The sequence below is a fragment of the Couchioplanes caeruleus genome, from assembly GCF_003751945.1.
Taxonomy (GTDB): Bacteria; Actinomycetota; Actinomycetes; order Mycobacteriales; family Micromonosporaceae; genus Actinoplanes; species Actinoplanes caeruleus.
Window position 1 is genome coordinate 3,029,871 of sequence record NZ_RJKL01000001.1, and the last position, 19,136, is coordinate 3,049,006.

Sequence of the window (19,136 nt, forward strand, 5' to 3'; positions counted from 1 at the left end):
ACAGTTACTGCCAGTGCTGACTGTGGAACCATGCGCGACCCCCCTACCCGTCGACCGCGATCAACATGCACGGACCGCGTCCACAACGGTGCTCGCCGTAACGAGATCACGAGCCGGTGGATATGGTGGCCCTTCGGACACGTGAGCGAGGACGACGACGCATGGGCATCATTCGGGACATGCAGCGGGCGCACGCGACCCAGGCGGCCGCGGAACTTCGGGCCGGCACGGCCGCGGCCCAGCAGCGCCAGCTGATCCGGCGCAACGCGGATCTGGCGATAGCCGCGGCACAACGTGCCGCCGCCGACGCGGAACGGCAGCGCGAGCACCGCCGGTTGTACGCCGAGGCGCGTACGGCCGATGCCGCCGCCGCCAACGCCGACCTCCGCGCCCGCCTCAGCGACCTCGACTCCCTGCTTCTGTCCACACTGGATGTCGACGACCACATCGACCTCGACCGGTTCAAGAAGCCGGTCGCCGCGCCGCCGTTCGACCCCGGGCCGCTGGGCCGGGCCACACCCGAGCCGTCATGGCAGAGCTTCGCCCCGCCGGCACCGCGCGGCGTCGGCAAGCTCCTCGGCGGCGAGCGGGCCCACCAGCAGCAGCTCCAGCAGGCGAAGCGCGCCTTCGAGCAGGCCCAGGCGCAGTGGGCGGAGGGCGAGCGGCGCCGCGAGCGCCAACTGGCGGCCCGCCGCGCGCAGTACGAGGAGAACCGCCGCCGCTACGAGGCGAGACTGACCGCGTACAACGCCGAGGTGGACCGGTTCGCGACGGCGGTGGCGAACGCGGATCCGGCCTCGGTGGTGGAGTACTTCGCCATGGTGCTCGGCAACTCCGTGTATCCGGACGACTTCCCTCAGCACTTCCGGCTTGCGTACCTGCCCAAGCAGCAGCACCTGCTCGTCGAGTACCACCTGCCTCCGGTCGAGGTGGTCCCGGTGGTGAAGGAATACCGCTACGACCGGGTCCGCGACGACCTCACGGCCGTGCCCCGCGACGAGTCCGAGGTCCGCCGCCGCTACACGGAGATCATCTCGATGGTCGCCCTGCGCACGGTCCACGAGATCATCGAGGCGGACCGTGGCGGCCTGGTGGCGAAGGTGCTGTTCAACGGCATCGTCGACACGATCGACCGGCGTACCGGCCGTTTCGTGCGGCCCTGCCTGGTCTCGCTGTACACCGACCGGGACACCTTCGCCGCGATCAAGCTGCGCCGCGTCGACCCGGTCGCCTGCCTCAAACATCTGCAGGCCGGCCTCTCGGACGCACCCGACCAGCTTGACGATGTGACCCCGGTGATCGACTTCGACTGCGAGGCGGACAAGGACTTCACCGAGGAGTTCAACGTCCTGGCCGACATCGACCACCGCCCCAACCTGGCCACCATGCCGGCGGCGGAATGGGAGCAGACGCTCACCGACCTGTTCAGCAACATGGGCCTGGCGATGGGCGCCGCGTCGGACGGCCGCTGGCAGGCGGTCGATCCCCGGCCCGTCTTCGGCGGCCAGGTGGTGATCCACGCCGTCCGCGGACGGGTGGTCCCGGCCGGCACGGCGGCCGCCCTGGCCACCACGGTCGCCGAGAGTGGCGCCACCAAGGGCATCCTCGTGGCGACGGATGGCTACGAGCCCGAGGCACACGAGGCGGTGGCGGGCCGTCCTCTGGAACTGCTCGACGGTCCGGCCCTGCTGAACCTGCTGGCCGAGCATTCCGGAGTCAAGGCTCGCATCGAGAAGGAAGAGCCCGCTTAGGCGGTGATGCCCAGCTCCTCGATCCGCTGCCACAGCGGGCGCAGCGCCGCGTCCGGCTCGCGCGCGAAGATGCTTCCTCGGATCCGGACGAACACGCAGTTGCCCACCCGCTCCAGCACCGCCTGCCGCCGCATGTCGCTCGCCCACCGCTCCGGACCGTGGTACGAGTCCCCGTCACACTCGACCGCCAATCGGCGTCCATCGGGCGCATCGAGGACGAAGTCGATGCGGTAACCGCCGATCCGGAACTGTGGCGTCGGCCGGTGGCCCCGGGCCACGAGATGGCGCAGCACCGCGCGTTCGAAGTCGTTCTCGCAGCGCTGCTCCGCGTCGGCCTGCGCGCCGGAGGCGGTCAGGTTCAGCGCGTAGTGCAGCAGCAGCGCGCGGGCGTCGTCGGCGAGCAGGGACGACGGGCGTACGGAATGGAAGATCCAGAGCTGGTCGCGGGCGCGGGAGGCCGCGACGTTGATCCGGCGGTGATAGTCGCGCTTGGTGAAGGCGGCCGGCCGGCCGTCGTTGTCCGAGACCACCATGGACACCAGCACGACGTCACGCTCGTCGCCCTGGAAGGCGTACGCGTCGCCGACGCGCAGCCGGCGTGCCTCCATCTCGTCCTCGCCGATGGTCTCCCGGAGCCGGGACAGCAGATAGGACGCCTGCCCACTGCTGCTCAGCAGGCTGATCACCCCGATCGACCGGCCCCGGTACGCCCGGTCCGCCACGATCTGCGCGACCCGGCCGACCAGCGCCTCCGCCTCGGCCAGGTTGACGTCGCCGAAGGACTCCAGCGGCCCGCGTACGCCGTCGGCCACGAAAACGGCCTGGACCGGGTCGAGGGCCGAACGGTCCGCCCGCAGCGGCTGGATCTTGCCGTCGTAGTAGTGGCGCGACGAGAACTCGATGATCTGCGGCACGCACCGGAAGTGCTCGGTGAGCAGGATCCGCTCGGGCGAGCGCCGCACGGCGTGGTCGTAGAGCGACGACTCGGGGTCGAAGTGCTCCGCCGACGGCACATCGCCGAGGTGGGTGTGGATGAGACCGGCGACCGACCCGACGAAGCCGAGCTGCGGACCGATCTGCTGGTCGTCGCCGACCACGACGGCCCGCTCGGCGAGCGACAGCACCGGAAGGGCGAACAGGTCCGCCTGCGACGCCTCGTCGACGATCACGACATCGAAGCGGGCGCCGCCGGCGAACTGCTCGATCGCGCGGTCCACCGACATGACCCAGACCGGCACGGCCTCCACCGCGGACGCCATGGCCCGCTGGGCGTGCGCCTGCCAGGCGGCGGCGCTGCGCCCGGTGCCCTTGCCGATCTTGCGCAGCGCGGTCGTCCAGTCGGCGAGGGCGGCACGCCGCCGGTCGTCGAGGGCCCGAGCGACCTCGAGCCACGCCGAGGCGACGACGAGCTCGCCGGTGAGCTTGCGGATCTTCTCCCGGCCCTGCTCCACCCGGCGGTTCAGGACCGCCGGATCCACGCTGCCGACCACCTGGTCGAACCACGTCTGTGCCTGCCGCCACCGCCACGCCTGGACACAGGCCGCCCCGGAAACCGCCGGCACGGCACCGTCCTCGACCTGCGCGGCCCACTCGGGCGCCGCCTCCGCCAGCCGGTCCCGCAGCGCGATGTAGCGGCAGACGTGCGGCCGCAGGCTCCTCAGCCGCTCGACCTCCGCCACCTGCTCGTCCCAGTCCTCCAGGGTGCGCCAAGCCGCAGCCAACCGCGGCCACGGCGCCAGACCGTCGGCCACCTTCCGGTCGGCGGAGTCCCACCGGTCGAGCTCGAAGATCACCGGACTGTCGTCCAGCAGCGTGGCGACCTCCGCCAGCCGGGCCGCGTCGAGATCCAGCTCCTCCTGGGGTACGAGCGCAGCAAGCCGCACGGAAATCTCCGGCCAGTGCCGGGCATCCCAGCTCAGCGACTGCACGGCCTCGGCCAGCAGCCCACCCGCCCACACCTCGGGATCACCCTCGGGGGGCGGGATCGCCAGGCGCTGGATCCACTCCGTCCAGTGCTCGCCCAGCCGCCGCTGCGCCTGCGCCCGCCGCATCCACGCCATGGCGAGGTCGACGTCGTCGACGGCGCGCAGCGGCTCGCCGTCGACACGGACCTCGTCGGCGACCTTCCACAGCGATGCCTGGAGCAGGCGGTGGAGGCCCTTGCCGGCCGCGAATCGCTCACGCACCTCGGCGAGCGTGGCAAGGAGACGTTTCGGCTCGGCGGCCAGCGGCGGCGGCACGGCGATCCGGTGGCCCGAGAGGCGGCGGGTCAGGTCGGCGAGGGATCGCTGGAGCTCCTCGGTGGCGGCCACGTGATCGGACCACACGGTGGCCCAGTGCGGATCGGCGAGCAGCCGGCCCAGCCGGTCCGTCCAGGTGCCCTCGCGCCGGTGCAGCCACGCCACCGCGTCCCGGAGTCCGTCGAGCAGGTCAGCCAGGGCTTTCGAGCCGTGTGCCCGTACTGAATCCGGGTCGACCCCGGCCATCTCCAAGCGTGCCACCCGCTCGGCGGCCGCCGCCCGGTCGGCCCGGTCCTGTTTCGCCCGGGCCGCGTCGGGCAGATCCGCGACCTCGGGCAGGTCCCGCAGCGCCGCGGCCCGGTCCGCCGGCGACATGGCGGCCAGCTCCAGCAGGACGGCGAACTCGTCCGCGGCCAGCGGCGGCGGCGCGTACGGATCGACGGCGTCCGGGATGCCGCCGTGCGTCGCGGCCCGCTCCCGCAGCCACGCGCCCACGTCGACAGGCGAGAGGTCGACGTCGTCGATCCGGTAGGTGGCAGCCTCGCTCTCCGCGATCGCCCGCAGCCCGCCCAGCGCCCGGGCGAGCTCCCGCTCGGCCTCCTCGAGCCGGCCGGTGAGCCGCTCGACCCGCGCGGCCTCGGCGGACTTGTCCAGAGTGGCGGCCCGGTCGGACAGCTCGCGCGCGGCGAGCTGCAACTGCACCAACTGATCGGTCGTACGCCCGAGGACGGCCAGGCACAGCGAGCGCACCTCCTCGGGCAGCCCGTCGCGGAGCACCCGCAGCGGGTCCTCCTTCTGCGCGACCACCAGGACGCGCTTGCCGTTGGCCATGAGATGGCAGATCAGGTTGCGGATGGTGTGGGTCTTGCCGGTGCCGGGCGGCCCCTGCACCGCGACGTTGCGGTGTAGCGCGAGCCGCCGGGCGATCGACTCCTGCGCCTCGTTCGTCGGCAACGGCATGAGCAGTCGCTCGCCCACCCGCCGCCACTGCTCCGGCCGGTCGTCGGGCATGTGCAACCGGCTCGGCTCGTGCGCGACGATCGCGGCGAGCGCACCGATGCTCGCAGTGTCGCCGGCGAGCAGCCGGTCGCGCAGATTCTCCAGGAAGCCCCGCAGCAACCGCTGTTTCGGCCGTGCGAACAACACCCCCGTATCCACGATGCGCGGCCCGGCGGTGGTGTCTCCCGACGGCACGACGATGCGGTCGTACCCGAGCCGGCCGAGCGCCCGCTCGAACAGCTCGCGCCGCTCGAGGTCGTCCCAGAGGTCGGCCTCGACGGTCCCGGCGGGCCCGGCCAACGCGATGAGCTGGGCGAGGTAGCGCTCGTCGAGGCCGGCGAGGGCGTCGGTCTGCAGCCGGGAAGGCCCCTGCGGGGACACGGTGATCAGCGAGCGGTCCGGTGCGTACTCGACGACGACCGGCGTCGCGACCAGCGGGTAGCGCACCCGCTGGCCGTCGACGACCGTCTCGAGGATGCCGTGGCCCCACACCAGCTCGGTGGTGGCCGCGGCCATGTCGACCTGGTGCATGAGGTCGAAGAGCCGGCGGTGGAGCGTGCGGGTCTGCTCCGCGCCGCGGCTGAGCAGCGACCACGGCCGCCACACCTCGTCACGCCAGGCCGCGAACCCGCCGTCGTCGGTCGGCCCTGTCGCCGGGTCGCCGGACTCCTTCACCGCCGGCCCGTCGGCCAGTGCCGGCTCTGCGGCGGGGGTGACGTCGGTGAGCCGGCGGCGCAGCTCGGCCGGGACCGGTGGCGGGCCCGGCAGGTCGGGCAGACCCACGCGCAACCACGTCGTACCGTCCGCGGCCGGGCCGATGCCACACGCGGGATGCGCCGGCAACGCCTCGAGCCACCACGCCTCCGCGGGCACGGTGCGCGCCGGGCGCTCCATGTGCGCCCGCACGCCGAGCAGGTAGTCGGCGACGGAGACGGCCCGGTCCCGAATGACGGTGGGCGACTCTGGCTCGGGCATTCTTCGCAGACTATCCGACGGCTGCCGCCGCCCGTGCGGTGTCGATTCCGGACGCGGACCGCAGGATGTGCGCGCGCGATTCCTCGACCTCGGCGCGGAGAGCGGCGAGGTCGACGTCGATGCTCAGACCCGGACGTACGCCCACGGCCAGCGCCTCGTTCACGGCCGGGATCGCCGTCTCCAGGACGATCTGGGCGTCGGAGGTCGGTGCCAGGGCCACGGCGAGCATGCAGGTGATGCCGCTGTCGATCGCGGTGAGCGCCGCCAGCCGGGTGCCGGGGTACATGTCCTCCTCGACGCACTGGCCCGAGCGCTCGACCTGGAGGAGGACGCCCGCGCCCACCTGTTCCGCCTCGCCGGGGTGCAGCCTCCGCTGCTGCGCAGCAGGCCGCCACGGCAGGTCAGCCCGGAGATGCTCCGACTGCTCGCAGCATGGCCGCACACGGCGGCGGTGGTCATCGGCCGGACGTTGGACGTACTGGCGCTCAACGAGCTCGCGTCGGCGCTCTACCGCGACTTCGGCAGCATCGACAACCTGGCCCGGATGACCTTCATCGACCCGGTCGGCCGCGAATTCTTCGTCGATTACGAACGGGCCGCCCAGTCCTGCGTGGCGAACCTGCGGATCGCCCAGGCCGACGACTCCCTCGACGCGCGGGTGGCCGAGTTGGTCGGCGAGCTGGCCGGAGCCAGCGCCCTGTTCGCCCGGCTCTGGGCCGGGCACGAGGTGCGCGGCAAGACGCGCGAGGCCAAGCGGTTCAGCACCGCGCGGTCGGCGTCATCGGGCTCGACTTCCAGGCCTTCGAGGTACGCGGCGCGCCGGGCCAGGAGCTCGTCGTCTCCGCGGCGGCGCCGGGCAGCGCGAGCGCCCAGAAGCTGGCGCTCCTGGGCTCACCCGGCGCGACCGGCCGGTCGGCACGTCTCTGACGGCGTGGTCTTCGGCGCTCGACTCCACAACGACCGACGCCCTCTCCGGCGCTCGACCCAGCAACGACCGACGCCCTCTCCGGCGCTCGACCCCACAACGGCCGGCGCCCGCCAGGACCTGGTCCGGCGGGCGCCCGAGCAGTGGCGGAGATGCTGGTCAGGGGAACTGCATGCGGCGGGGCCGCGGGATCACCGGCGGCGGGAGCGGCAGGTCGTCGACGTGGCTCCAGTGCAGCGCGCCGTTGTCGGTGGACTTGAGCTCGCCGAGACAGGCACGCAGGAGGCCCAGATTCGGCGCGCCGGCGAAGCCGGCGATCACCACCTCCGGGGTGGGCACGATCCGGGCGATCGCGGCGCAGATCTTGGCCACCTCGCGCTCGTCGACGGCGTCGAGCGGCAGGGGAGCCTCGGCCTGCGAACGGCGCCACGGCGGGCCGAAGCGGCGCAGCAGCTCGCGGGCGAGCCGGCCGAACGAGCGGCCGACCTGGGCGTCGCGCATGGAGTCACGGGCGGACTGGCCGTAACACCATGGAACGACGACATGCCCGTTGATGACCACGAGCTGATAGACCGACTTGGGGACGCTGATGATCTCAGCGCCGGGCAGCGTGCCGAGGAAGAGGACGAGCTCCTCGTACGGCAGGGGCCAACGCGGGTTGGCAAGGACTCGTTCTGTGGTCTGCGTCGTCGAGGGGTGCGCGTTGACCTCACGGTCGATGGCCGTGCTGAAAGCCTCGGGCACCCGGGTCCAGAGCTCGGCGGCGACCTTGTCACCGAACTGCTCGACCACCCACTCGCTGGGACCGACAAGAACGTCTGGACGCATTCGGTACCACCACCGTCCGTGTCGCTGGCGCTACGTCTCGCTAGAAGAGTTCCACCTCCGAAGATCGAGAGGAAGGGCATTCCACCGACATCTCAAAAACGATGGTGAATGAAGCATTACGAGATGGTCAATCTGTTACGGCATCACCGGAGCAGCAGGTCCGCGACCCGCGAACATGCAACTTGCACGGCGAACCGCTCGTGCAAGTTGCATGTCGGCTCGTGGATCAGTCCTCGATTTGACAGTTAACCCGGCCCATATTTCGAGCGCATTGCGGCGATGCGAACATCAACGGACGGTGATCAAAGACGGCCCGTCCCGCACCGCGAATTTTTCACCGGCAGTCCGCGAGGCACGCCGCATCCTGGCCACCATCGACCCGGCTCCGGGCGGGCACGCGTCGTCTGATTCGCCTCCCCGCCAGCCGGACTTCACCGGCAACGCGCGAGATGAGCAAGCATCGCCTGGTTCGCTTCCCATCCGTCCGGAAACTTCACCGGCACCCCCAGGTGCACCGGCTCGGTGGACGGGTGCGCGTCCAGCAGTTCGGCGATGCCGGCCCGCGCCACCACCACGCAGGCGTGCCGGTGCCGGGAAGTGAGCACACACAGCCGTCCCGACTCCAGGTGGAAGGCGGTGGCGTCCTGGCGGCCCGAGAGCGGATGGAGCACCACGGTCAGGTCATACTCGCGGCCTTGCAGCCGGTTCGCCGTGTCGACGGTGATGCCGGCGGCCTCCGGTGGCAGAAAGGAACGGATGGCGGCGACCTGATCGCGGTGCGCCGCCCCGATGGCGATGCGCTCCGCGGTGAGCGGACTCGTCCCCGCCTCCGAGACGGTGACGCCGCCACGGAAGAGGGCGCGGGCCGCCAGCGCGGCGCAGGCCGCGGCCGCCTCGGCGTCCGTGCGCACGGTGAAACGCGCCGGAAGCTCGTGCAGACCCCATCCCGTCGCCGCCGCCGCATCGAGCACGTCGTCGATCTCCGCCGCCGAGCCGCCCTGCCACGCCGTCGACGCCGGGCCGAATCCCGGTGTCGCCGAGCCGGGCCCGAGTCGCGCCGAGCCGAATCCCGGTCGCTTCGGGTCGGTGAAGGTCAGGAGCCGGTCGTTCGCTGCGGTGCCGGCGCGGAAACCGGTGAAGGGATAGAACGCCTCCGCGACCACGGGCGCCGCCGATGCGGGGAGGCGCCACGAGACGGGGAGGCGATGCACCGGCAGCTCGGGGTTGTGCCGCAGCAGGACGGCCACGGCGCTCTGCATCGGGTCCCAGGACAGGCCGGTCCAGCGGTCGACCTCCACCGTGGAGAAGGGGTCGAGCTGCCCGGGATCGCCCACGAACAGCGCGCGCTCGAAGCGGGAGGCCACGCGGAGCAGCGCGTCGGAACGCATTTGATAGGCCTCGTCGACGATGGCCCAAGGCCAGGTGCCCTCGGTGATCGTCGCCCACTTCGCGGCGGTGCCGATGACCACCGGAGGCCCGCCGAGATCGGCGACCTTGGGAGCGACCCGGCACGACGGATGCGCTCGGACCCGCTCGGTCGCGGCGTAGTCGACCGCCGACAGCCGGCCCACGCCCAGCTCCGGCGACGCGACCCCGAGACGGGCGATGAGGTCGTCCACCTGCTCGTTGGTCTGAGCCACGATCATCAGCGGCGTGCCCGTCGCGGCGAGCACGCCGGCCGCCTTGACCACCAGGGTGCTCTTGCCCGCGCCGGGTGGCGAGTCGACGACGACACCCCGATGCGGCGAGGTGGCGAGGTCGTGCAGCACGGCGTCGACGACCCGGGCCGCCTCGGCAGCGGGACTCTCCAGCGGTGATGTCGCGGTCACGGCGACCACCGTATCGCCGGGATCCGACACAATCCGCCAGGCGCAAACTTCACCTGAAGTGAGGAACGGATCGTGCAACGGCCCGGGCGCGCGAGATACCGCTACTTTGAGTGAATGACCGTATTCACGGGGCCCGAGGCTGCGGACGACGGTGTGTACCGCCCGATCCTGCGTCCTCGCCGCGGCGAACTCGCCGCCCTGCACCACCTCGACGCGGCCGCCGCCCGCCGGGTCACCCCCATCATCGAGGCCGCACCCTCGGAAAGGCTGCTCCCCCTAGTCCGCCAGCTTCCGCCCCGGACCGGCGCGATCGCCGTGGATCTCGGCGCCGTGCCGGACTCCGCGGACCGGCACGTCTCGCCGCCACTCGACCTCGCCGAAGCCCTGGCGGCGCTCGGGGTGGCGATGCTTCCGGTGCTCCGGGCGTACGACAGCCGTCGCCGCCTGATCGAGAACGGCCTGGCCGCTCGCATGCACCTGATGCGGGCGGTCTTGCGGCTTCAGCCGCACATCGACGCGCGCAACGCGGCCGAGGCGACCGCGACCACCGACCGGATGCTGGCCGGGGCGGGACTCGAGGCGGAGCGCGTCGACCTGCTCATCGACCTCGCCGAGACGGCCTGCGCCGCGCACGCCGACCGCTTCGAGGACCGGGCCCGCCACGTGCTGCGCTGGGCCCGGGCGACACCGTGGCGATCGGTCACCGTCGCGGCCGGCGCGATGCCGCCCAATCTGGACGACCTGCCGACCGACGAACCGGTCACGGTCGGCCGCCTCGACGCCCGGATGTGGGCCCGGCTGTGCGAGCCGGGCGTCGGCTATGCGGACTACGGAGTGACGTCGCCCGTACGCCGCAACGGCATCAACCACCGCCAGCTCCCCACGCTGCGCTACACAGCGGAGCGTGACTGGTGGATCTACCGCTGGGCCAGGCGCGGCGGCCGCAGTGACGACCGCTGCCACGATCTGTGCCGCACCCTGGTCCAATCACCGCACTGGCCGGCGGCCGGAGCCCGCTTCTCCTGGGGCGACGCGGAGATCGCCCGCCGCGCCCGGAGCGCCCGCGGCGGCGGAAGCCCGGCAAGCTGGATGGCGTGGAGCACGTCGCACCACATCGCCCACGTCCTGGCCCATCTGACCCGCCTCTGACGTCCCGGGCCTTCTCAATGCTCGACGTATCGCCTGAGCGTCTCCCACATCTGCCGGTCCGAGATCGAGGTGTACGTCTGATCGTGCTGGTCGACGAGGATGAAAATGGGCCCGCAGTCCTCGTTGTCGCCGGTCATCCGGGTCTGCATGAGCTTGTTCCGGGTGGCCACCTCGTACAACGTGACCCTGAAGACGGCCTGTTTCATGGTCACGTCGGCCGGCGGCTTCGAGTCGACGTGACAGGTGCGCACCTTGGACCGGGTCGCGACCCGGTCCGCGCACGCCACGACCCGCACCTTCGTCGGATCGCTGGGCCGCCACGCGTCCTTGGCGGGCGGCCAAGCGACGTCCGGCGCCTCGAAGTTCTCCGACACCTCCCACGCGTCGTTGAGCAGTCGGTTGCGGGACGCCGTGACGATCGGATGCGGGGCGAGGCCGGTGTACCGCGGGGCCTTCGGGTAGTACCAGCCGTCACAGACCCGCGTGAGATCGGCGATCTGCCGGACCGGGTAGGCGCTACGGCGCGAACCCGCGGTGGCGACACCGTGCACCTTCGCCGCGCCGTCACGGGCGACGGCGGACGCTTCGACACGCGGAGTGGATGCGTTGCCCGAGGTCGTCGGCTGCCCGTCGTCGGAGGGGCCGCGCGCCAGGTCGATCACGGCGGGGCCACCGAACATGCACGCGGCGAGCAGCAGCACCGGCACGAGGATCAGCCGCGCCAGGAACTTCGGCTTGGACTGGATGAAGGGCTGCGCCTGCGGGTACGGGTAGGGCTGAGCGGGATGGGCCGGACCGGGCGGGCCCGAGCCGAACGTCGCGGCGGCCGGCACGGCGCCGGGCGGCAGCGTGGCGGAGCCCGGCTGGTACGCGTCCGGCGGCATCGTCGAGTCCGGACCGTACCGGTTGGGGCCCCGGGTGCCGCTCGAACTGAGCAGGACCAGCAACACGATGCCGCCGACCAGCGGAATCAGGCCGAAGAGCAGGGTCGCTCCGGAACGGTCGGTGTCGTGCAGACGCCGTACGCTCGCGGCCCAGTTGGGAAGCACCATGACCAGCGCGTACAGGAAGAACACCGCGGTGAGGGCAACGCCGATGGCGGGCGCACCGTCGTGCGCCAGCCGGCTCACCACGATGGCCAGGCCCAGAAGGGCGGCGCTGATCAGGGCATCGACCAGGCGGAACCACCAGTACTCGGCGCGACCCGCGCGGCCGTTGACGTTTGCATAGTTACGCAGCGCTGACAGGTACCACTTCATCCAGACTCCTCGACGGGTCCATCAGGCTACGACGTGAAGGCCGGTCGACGTCTGTCATCGTGGGCGAGACAACTTTCGCGAGCCGGCCTGCCCTCCAGCTCCGGCGCCGTCGAAGGCAACGTCAAGTGGGGGACGCGTTCCTCGACCGTGCCGGCGCTCGTCTCGCCAGACCGGTGCCGCGGCGGCGGCCGCCTACGATCGGCTGATGCACAGGACAGGTGACGTGGGGCGCGCGAATGACGGCGTGTCGGTCCTGGCGCTCGAGGTCGACGGTCGCGCCCGACCCGGACTTGCGGTCCACGTAGCAGTGGACGGCCGCCTCCTGCTACGGCAGCGTGACCAGGCGATTCTATTCGCGCGAGTGCACCAGGATCGCGCGGGAGTCGAATACCTGATCACCGGCCGCTTCCGATCGTTGATCGCACCGATGCGGTCTGTTCAGGCCGAGGCAATCGCGAATGCTGACAGTTAGTCGGCCAGCCGGTACGACGCTGACCTCGCCCGCTGGGAAGGGTTGCGACGGTTGGTCGGCCACCTTCTCAGTTGATCTCGTGCTGCGTCCGACGCCCCTCTGGTTGGCAGCGGTGACTTCGCCCGGTGAAGCCATCAGGCGCCCGAGGTGAGGGAAGCGATGTCGACGTCTTTCGACCGCGAAGCTGACTTCCAGATTTCCGCAGCGCTGGTGAGAGACGGCGTGCGGGTGGTGACCCTGTCCGGCAGCCTGGACTTCGATACGTGGGAGCCGTCTGCATGAGGAGGGCATGACGGGTGGGTGTCTGCGCTCGACGCGGCAGGCGGCGGTTGGGGTGGGTCTGGTCAGTCCTGGATGCGTTGTGGGGGAGGGCCGAGTGCTTCTGGTGGTGGGCTGTTCAGGGCGTAGCGCAGCATGAGGTGGGTGCCGGTGGGGCCGGTGTCGATGTCCAGGCTGGTGCAGATCCGGTTGATCACCCAGAGGCCCCGGCCGGTGCCTGGGCCGGTGGAGGGCGCACCGGCGCGTATCTGGTAGTCCTGGGGCAGACCCGGGCCGTGATCGCTGATCTCGGCGTAGAGACTGCCGTGGTAGCGCCACATGATGAGCCGCCCGCTACCACCGCCGTGCTCGAGGGTGTTCACGACGGCCTCGTGCACGGCCAGGGTGAACGCGGCCTGCTGCGAGGCTGCCAGACCGTGCCGGGCGGCGGCACTACGGATCTCCGCACGCAGCGTCCGCGTCCCGTTGCGGGGATAGATACGCCGGATCAACAGGACCCGGCTGCGGCCGGTCTCGGGTTCCGGCGCAACCGAAGCAAAATCGCCGGTAGCGATGTCGGCGGCGACGTCACTGAGCCGCCGCCCGGTACGCCGAGCCAGGCGACGCAACTCGGCGAACGCCTGCGCCAAATCCAGATCGAGCAACTCGGCGAGCAGACCCTTGGCCTGTTCCACCACCACCCGACTGGTCATCGTGTGCTGCAACTGCTCGGCCAACACCTGCCGGTACGCCACGGCATGGTGCTGCACCAACGCGAGAGCGATGGTGTTCGCCAACGCCCGCGCGGTACCCGCATCCCCCTCCGACAACACCCCGGGAGTGACCGCGAACAGATTGAGCACCCCGATGGTCTGCTCCCGCAGCTGCACCGGCACCGCATGCACCGACCGGAACCCGGCCCCGAACGCCCGAACGGCGAAACCCCGCCAGCGTGAACCCGCAATGTCGAGATCCAGATCAGCGACCGGCTCACCACTGGCATAGCAGTCGACACACGGGCCCTCATCGGCCTCCACCTCGAACAACTCCAGCAGGCGAGCCTGCTCCGACGACGACGCCAACACCCGCAACCCACCCCGCTGATCGGCGAGCATCACCCCGGCCGCCTGCACCCCGACCAGCTCGACACACCGACCCGCGAGCGTATGCAGGAACTCCACCACATCGAAGTCGCCCACCAACGTGTCCGACAACTCGACGAACGCCTGCGCGACCGCCTGCTCCCGCCTACTCACAACCACCTCCCACGGCACCGTGCTCATCGAGACGAATCCGGCGCACCGGCAGCCGAACCGTCCGGCTCATCGAACCGCAACCGCCGCGCCACCACCTCACCCGCAAGCTCTTCCAAACCCTGCTCACCGGCATACGCACGCGCCCGTAACCGCAGAAACGCCTGCGCCATCGGAATCCCCAACTGACCGCTGATCATCCCAGTGGCCTGATGCACCACCGCCCGATGCGTGAACAACTGCTCACTACCCGCCACCGCCGCGCCCGGCATCTGCTCAGCCAGCAACAACTCCAACGCCGCATCAGCAAACGCCAACGCCTCCGCCAACTGCTCACCCGCCAACACACCCGGACGCAACCGATACAGATCAAGCACACCCAACCGCACCACACCCACCCGCAACGGCAACGCAAACAACGCCGCCGCCCCCGCACCCAACGCCCCCGGCGTGAACACCGGCCACCGCTGCCGCCACACCACCGCACCCAGATCAGCAGCCAAAACCGGCTCACCCCCGGCATGCGCGTCCTGGCACGGCCCCTCCCCCAACGTGACCTGCAACTCCTCAATCCGCGTACTAATCGAGTCACTGGCATAGCGCACCTGCTGCACCGGCACCGACGCCATCACCGTCAAACCCGCCCCGTCCACCCCCGGCAGACCCGACACACACGCATCACACAACCGGCCCACATCCGGACCATGCGCAGCAACCAACTGCGCCACCCGCTGCCGGTGACCGGCGCTAGCCACGACCACACCCGCCCCCGAAAACCTCGCGAAGTGCTGCCAATCCGACGCTGGCCATGATCGGAAACCTCCGATCCCTGCCGCGGCAGACCGTCACGAATTCAGACCCGGCATCACCGGCGCCAGCGTCCCACCGAGACAGCACCCAACCGGTACGGCAGCTCACCCTCACTCTAGGCTCCCGTGCCGCAGCGAACCGAGTTCCTTCGGAGTACACCCGGTCGAGCACGTCACGCATGAACAAGCGGACGTGCCACAGTCAGTCACCGGCCGTCGGGGCTCGGCACGAGAACACCCGTAGCCAGCAGCGCCAACAGTCCCCGAACGCCCGGCCCCGCAGCCGTGACTACCGAGGACGCGCGCTCAACTGCCGAGTGGAATTGCGTCCAGCGGGCGCTGTGACCCTTGGGCCGTTCAGCCAGCGGCAGATCCGCTGTTCGAGATCATCCGGCGCATGACCTTGAGCGCTGCGACATACTCCTCATCCGAGATGCCCTCGTGGATTTGCGCTCGCAGGTCTGCCACCAGCTCCCTGATCCGGCCTTGAGCCGCCCGTCCAGCGTCAGTCAGATACAGCCGTCGGGCTTCATCCATGGCAATCCAACCGCGGTGCAGAAGCTGATCGATGGCACGAGGTACCTCGTACGGGCTGTCCGCGACGTCTTCGAGTTGCGTTGCCACGTCCTCGCGACTGAGTCCGTTATCAACGTCCACACGGGTGAGAGTCCACCACTGTGGCTGCGAGACGTCGATGGTGGCCATCGCGTCACGAAGCTGTTTGACGACGGCCTTGTGCAAGGCACCACTCCAATAACCTATGGGCTGTGCGGCAAGGGCATCGTCAGCAACGGAAGGATCAGCGGTCGCGGGCACAGCGCCGGAATTCATACAGCATCAACTCCATGGAGGCCGGACGATGTTGATCAACGTAACTGTAGGCTTCGCGGATCACATGGACTGCAACTGGGCTCGGGCCGCGTAGGGGCTGCTGTCGGATCGGCCGTCCGGATGTCTTGACAAGCTCCATTGCTGCGCGGATGTGGCGTTCCAGCCCAGATGCCTGGCGATCTGCCGGAACCCGGCTCCTTGCGCGAGCATCTCGTAGACCAAGGCGTAATGGGCCCGGCGGCGCTGCGCCATCGCGCCCTGTGGCTCTTCGGAAGCTTCTTTGGCTCCGAAGGTCGCAGTGGTGGGGTGCTCGACCAGGCGGCCTTTGTGTTTGGCGACCAGGCGTTCGACCGCGGTGGCGAGGTTCTGCCAGAGGTGGAATCGATCGGCCACCTGGATCGCGTCCGGTGCTCCGGTCCGGGCGCCTTCGGCATAAGAGCTCGCGCGGTCCCGGCAGATCACCGCGGGACAACCTCCTCGGCAGCAAATCGGACTGGCAGTGGCTGCTTCGTAACCAGCAACAGTACGAGGATGCGTTCCAGATCGAACTCGGCCCGTCCTCTTCAACCACGACGTTTCAGTACCTCGCCATGGCGTCGCACCTGTATCTCCGCCACGTCACCGACGCGGAGGAACCAACAGCGGCACTGAAACTCCCCAACATCGAGGATGGCGAGACTTCTCCGACGCCCGATCTCACCGACATCTGATGCCTACACTTCGAGTTCCTCCGAACGAGTCCTCCCGAACACTAAGCAAGATCAATCACGCTAGAAGGGACAGAACCGAGAGCGGACGCCAGGTATGCGTCAAGGGCAGGTGGGCCGGCCCGAGCCTCGATGTGGTCTGGATTCGTTTGACCCGGTCACGTGGATTCGACCGGCAGCCACAACTCGCAGGTCGCGGTGCTGAAGTCGTCGGCGTGCTCGAGCATCGCCACGAATTCCGGGCCAGGACGAGATCGCCACGGGTTGGAGGGAAACCACTCGGACACGGTCGCGGCCCAGGTCTGCTGCAGAGCGTCTGGAAAACGTCCGGTCGTGCGGAAGACCGCCCACCTGCCGGCCGGCACCTCGATCGTGTCGAGGTCGTCGGGAACCGGCGTACCCACGCGAGTGGCGACCCCGTGCATGTATGTCAGTTCGCTGCCGTCCGTACGGTCGGGGTCGAGGTCGTCGCAGACCTGCAGCAGCCCACTCGGGTCGGTGTCGCCGAGGGCCTTCAGGCGCAGGTTCTCCTCTTTCGGCAGTGTGGTGATGTGCTGCTGGATGTGCGGGTTGGTGCCCTGGCGAATCAGCGGAACCCGGGCCGTGTGGCCCACGAGCCGAAACGCGGGGCGGTCGACGATGCGGGTGTCCATGGGGATACTCCCTTCGACGGTCAGGCGGAACCTGAGCTGTGGTTGCGTGCGAAGGGGGCCACCGTCTCGGCGTACGTCACGAAGGCTGGCGCCGTGAACCGCCCGGAACGCACGTCCGAACGCCTCGGTCGAGCCGTATCCGTGTCGGACGGCGATGTTGAGCAGATCATCCTCGCCGCGGACGATGTCGGCGGCGGCGATGGTCATGCGGCGTCGGCGCACGTACTCCGACAGTGGCATGCCAGCCAACGAGGAGAACATCCGGCGCAAGTGGTACTCGGTCGTACCGGATGCCCTCGCGATAGCTCTGACATCCAACTCTTCGCCAAGGTGCTCTTCGACAAGGTCGACAAGCTGGTTGAGTGCCGTGATCACGAGGCCTCCCTTCGACGTCAAGCCTGGCCGCCGGCACCCCGCCCGCGCCCGACCGCTGCGGTCCGATCCGATCATGGGCCGTGAACAGCGATAGCACTGACGCACCCACGCCGCGACAACGCCTGAACCAGTAGTACATTTGTTCGAATGATGCTCGATGCCGCACTCGCGTATGCCCGGCACGGGATTCCCGTCCTGCCGGTCCACTGGCCCGCGCCGGGAGGCTCGTGCTCGTGCGGTCGCCCCCGATGTGACCGGCCGGGCAAGCATCCCCGGCTGCGCCATGGGCTGACAGAGGCCAGCATTGATCCACATCGGATCGCGCAATGGTGGTCCCGCTGGCCGGAGGCGAATGTCGGGCTGCACACCGGGATCGTCATGGACGTCGCCGATGTCGACTCGCCGGAGGGCTGGCACGCCCTGCGCCACCTGCTCGGCGGCGAATTGCCGGCTGGTCCTCAGGTCCGCACCGGCGGCGGAGGGTGGCACTTCTGGTTCCGTCCTGCGAACTTCGGCAATCGCGTCCGTGTGCTGCCGGGCGTCGACTGGCGCGGGTGTGGCGGCTACGTGATAGCTCCGCCCTCCCGGCACGTCAAAGGCACCTACTACTACTGGGTCGTGCGACCGGGAGTTGAGCCACCGGCGGCGCCAGAAGCGTTGCGGGAGCTCATCGCCGGACCGGATCCGCCGTTCGGCAGCGACGTGCCGCTCGCCGATCCGACGATGATCGCCCATCCGGGACGGTATGCGGCCGCGGCCCTCGAGGCCGAGACCCACCGGGTCGCGTACGCCGTCGTCGGCACGCGCAACGACACGCTGAACCGGGCCGCCTTCGCACTCGGCCGCCTCGTCGGCGCCGGAATGCTGGACGCGGCGACGGTCACGCGTGAGCTCAGGGCGGCCGGGGCCTGGGCGGGGCTCGGCCGGGACGAGACGATCCGCACCATCCGGTCCGGACTGGACGCCGGCCGCCGGTCCCCGACCAACCTCGCCAGCCATCCGTGACCGCTCAGCGACTTGTCACGAACCACGCCGGCACCTGCGGAGCATCGCCAGCATCCCGCGCAAGGCACGGCCGGCCGGCTATCGACCAGCATCGCTTGGCGTGGTCCAGGAGCTACGGCCAGGATAGTGAGGGTGACCGATGAACTGACGCCGAAGCCGTACGCCGTGGAGATCGCCGTGAATGCCGGCCGGGACAGAGTGTGGGAGGCCGTCACCCAGCCGGCCTTGCTGCGCCGATGGTTCGGGTGGGACTACGACGGGCTCGATGCCGAGATCCGCCACATCTTCGTGGAGGAGGCGACGTTGCGCGCACCCGAGCGGATGGGCTGGGCCGACGGGTCCTATCTCGAGGTCACCGGCGATGACGACCACGCCGTGGTGCGGGCCGTTCGGGAAGGCAGGCACGCCGGCGATCCCGACCGGTACGACGCGATCGAGGAGGGGTGGCGCTCCTTCCTGATCCAGTTGCGCCACCTGCTGCAGGAGAAACCGCAGGGTGTGCGCCGCACGGTCTACCTGACCGGTACGGCCACCGGGCGGCAGGCGCTGGCGCTGGCCGGCGGCCCCACGACCCGGGCCGGCCGGCGGGTCGCCTGGCTCGTCGACGGGGACGGCCACCTCGTGGTGATCGCCGGCCGCCAGGATCTCGGCTGCGCCGAGGCCGGGCACATGGAGATCGTCATCTCGACCTACGGGCTGGACGGCGCGGCATTCGACGTGGTCCTCAAGCGCTGGTCCGAAAGGTGGACACCGCTCGCCGGCGAGGCACGGATCACGACCGCGGGCGACCCGGCCCCCTGACCACCACGGCCGGGACA

16 protein-coding genes and 1 pseudogene are annotated in these 19,136 nt (G+C 70.2%); 7 read left to right on the plus strand and 10 right to left on the minus strand.

Features of this window, described 5'->3' with window-relative positions:
• The first annotated feature begins 161 nt into the window (after positions 1 to 161).
• A complete protein-coding gene (locus EDD30_RS13400; protein WP_071806001.1) occupies positions 162 to 1,751 on the plus strand; it encodes a restriction endonuclease in 1,590 nt (529 codons plus the stop codon).
• Here EDD30_RS13400 and EDD30_RS13405 read toward each other — a convergent pair.
• Positions 1,748 to 5,965: an AAA domain-containing protein gene (locus EDD30_RS13405; protein ID WP_123678274.1), complete on the minus strand. Its 4,218-nt coding sequence runs from the start codon at positions 5,963 to 5,965 to the stop codon at positions 1,748 to 1,750. The genes EDD30_RS13400 and EDD30_RS13405 overlap by 4 nt on opposite strands.
• A gap of 10 nt (positions 5,966 to 5,975) precedes the next feature.
• The gene (locus EDD30_RS38255; RefSeq protein ID WP_071807787.1) at positions 5,976 to 6,308 is read right to left on the minus strand and encodes a hypothetical protein; all 333 of its coding nucleotides are present in this window, start codon (positions 6,306 to 6,308) and stop codon (positions 5,976 to 5,978) included.
• 69 nt (positions 6,309 to 6,377) lie between these two features.
• On the opposite strand from EDD30_RS38255, the pseudogene EDD30_RS42005 reads away from it, so the two are divergent.
• A pseudogene (locus EDD30_RS42005) lies at positions 6,378 to 6,892 on the plus strand (MmyB family transcriptional regulator).
• A gap of 157 nt (positions 6,893 to 7,049) precedes the next feature.
• Here the strand turns inward: EDD30_RS42005 and EDD30_RS13415 are convergent.
• Positions 7,050 to 7,718: a hypothetical protein gene (locus tag EDD30_RS13415; RefSeq protein WP_071807785.1), complete on the minus strand. Its 669-nt coding sequence runs from the start codon at positions 7,716 to 7,718 to the stop codon at positions 7,050 to 7,052.
• Positions 7,719 to 8,149: 431 nt separating this feature from the next.
• Positions 8,150 to 9,547, minus strand: a complete 1,398-nt coding sequence (locus EDD30_RS13420; RefSeq protein ID WP_394328292.1) for an AAA family ATPase — start codon at positions 9,545 to 9,547, stop codon at positions 8,150 to 8,152.
• Positions 9,548 to 9,661: 114 nt separating this feature from the next.
• Between EDD30_RS13420 and EDD30_RS13425 the strand changes: the two genes are divergently transcribed.
• Positions 9,662 to 10,696, plus strand: a complete 1,035-nt coding sequence (locus EDD30_RS13425) for a beta family protein (protein ID WP_084556877.1) — start codon at positions 9,662 to 9,664, stop codon at positions 10,694 to 10,696.
• A gap of 14 nt (positions 10,697 to 10,710) precedes the next feature.
• Here the strand turns inward: EDD30_RS13425 and EDD30_RS13430 are convergent, their stop codons facing one another.
• Positions 10,711 to 11,955 carry a DUF805 domain-containing protein gene (locus EDD30_RS13430; RefSeq protein ID WP_071807784.1) on the minus strand — a complete coding sequence of 415 codons (1,245 nt, stop codon included), beginning with the start codon at positions 11,953 to 11,955 and terminating at the stop codon, positions 10,711 to 10,713.
• A 631-nt stretch (positions 11,956 to 12,586) separates the two neighbouring features.
• On the opposite strand from EDD30_RS13430, the gene EDD30_RS41455 reads away from it, so the two are divergent.
• Positions 12,587 to 12,709 (plus strand): hypothetical protein, encoded by a 123-nt coding sequence (locus EDD30_RS41455; protein ID WP_280526147.1) that lies wholly within the window; start codon positions 12,587 to 12,589, stop codon positions 12,707 to 12,709.
• A gap of 62 nt (positions 12,710 to 12,771) precedes the next feature.
• On the opposite strand, the gene EDD30_RS13440 is transcribed toward EDD30_RS41455, so the two are convergent.
• From EDD30_RS13440 to EDD30_RS42010, 4 genes are all read right to left on the minus strand, one after another.
• The gene (locus EDD30_RS13440) at positions 12,772 to 13,968 is read right to left on the minus strand and encodes an ANTAR domain-containing protein (protein ID WP_071805255.1); all 1,197 of its coding nucleotides are present in this window, start codon (positions 13,966 to 13,968) and stop codon (positions 12,772 to 12,774) included.
• Positions 13,965 to 14,609: an ANTAR domain-containing protein gene (locus tag EDD30_RS13445; protein ID WP_084556377.1), complete on the minus strand. Its 645-nt coding sequence runs from the start codon at positions 14,607 to 14,609 to the stop codon at positions 13,965 to 13,967. The genes EDD30_RS13440 and EDD30_RS13445 overlap by 4 nt, the downstream gene beginning before the upstream one ends.
• 495 nt (positions 14,610 to 15,104) lie before the next feature.
• Positions 15,105 to 15,578 carry a MarR family winged helix-turn-helix transcriptional regulator gene (locus tag EDD30_RS13450; RefSeq protein WP_071808795.1) on the minus strand — a complete coding sequence of 158 codons (474 nt, stop codon included), beginning with the start codon at positions 15,576 to 15,578 and terminating at the stop codon, positions 15,105 to 15,107.
• A 60-nt stretch (positions 15,579 to 15,638) separates the two neighbouring features.
• Complete coding sequence (locus tag EDD30_RS42010) at positions 15,639 to 16,040, minus strand: transposase (protein ID WP_071808796.1); 402 nt, start codon at positions 16,038 to 16,040, stop codon at positions 15,639 to 15,641.
• Here EDD30_RS42010 and EDD30_RS41460 point away from each other — a divergent pair.
• On the plus strand, positions 15,986 to 16,288 hold the full coding sequence (locus tag EDD30_RS41460; protein ID WP_084557380.1) for a DUF6334 family protein: 303 nt from the start codon (positions 15,986 to 15,988) through the stop codon (positions 16,286 to 16,288). The genes EDD30_RS42010 and EDD30_RS41460 overlap by 55 nt on opposite strands.
• 155 nt (positions 16,289 to 16,443) lie before the next feature.
• Here EDD30_RS41460 and EDD30_RS13460 read toward each other — a convergent pair whose 3' ends face one another.
• Positions 16,444 to 17,313, minus strand: coding sequence for an AraC family transcriptional regulator (locus EDD30_RS13460; RefSeq protein ID WP_071808797.1), 870 nt, complete (start codon positions 17,311 to 17,313; stop codon positions 16,444 to 16,446).
• Between the two features lie 150 nt (positions 17,314 to 17,463).
• Between EDD30_RS13460 and EDD30_RS13465 the strand changes: the two genes are divergently transcribed.
• On the plus strand, positions 17,464 to 18,318 hold the full coding sequence (locus tag EDD30_RS13465; RefSeq protein WP_244945594.1) for a bifunctional DNA primase/polymerase: 855 nt from the start codon (positions 17,464 to 17,466) through the stop codon (positions 18,316 to 18,318).
• Between the two features lie 132 nt (positions 18,319 to 18,450).
• The gene (locus tag EDD30_RS13470) at positions 18,451 to 19,119 is read left to right on the plus strand and encodes an SRPBCC family protein (protein WP_071808799.1); all 669 of its coding nucleotides are present in this window, start codon (positions 18,451 to 18,453) and stop codon (positions 19,117 to 19,119) included.
• The last annotated feature ends 17 nt before the right edge of the window (positions 19,120 to 19,136 follow it).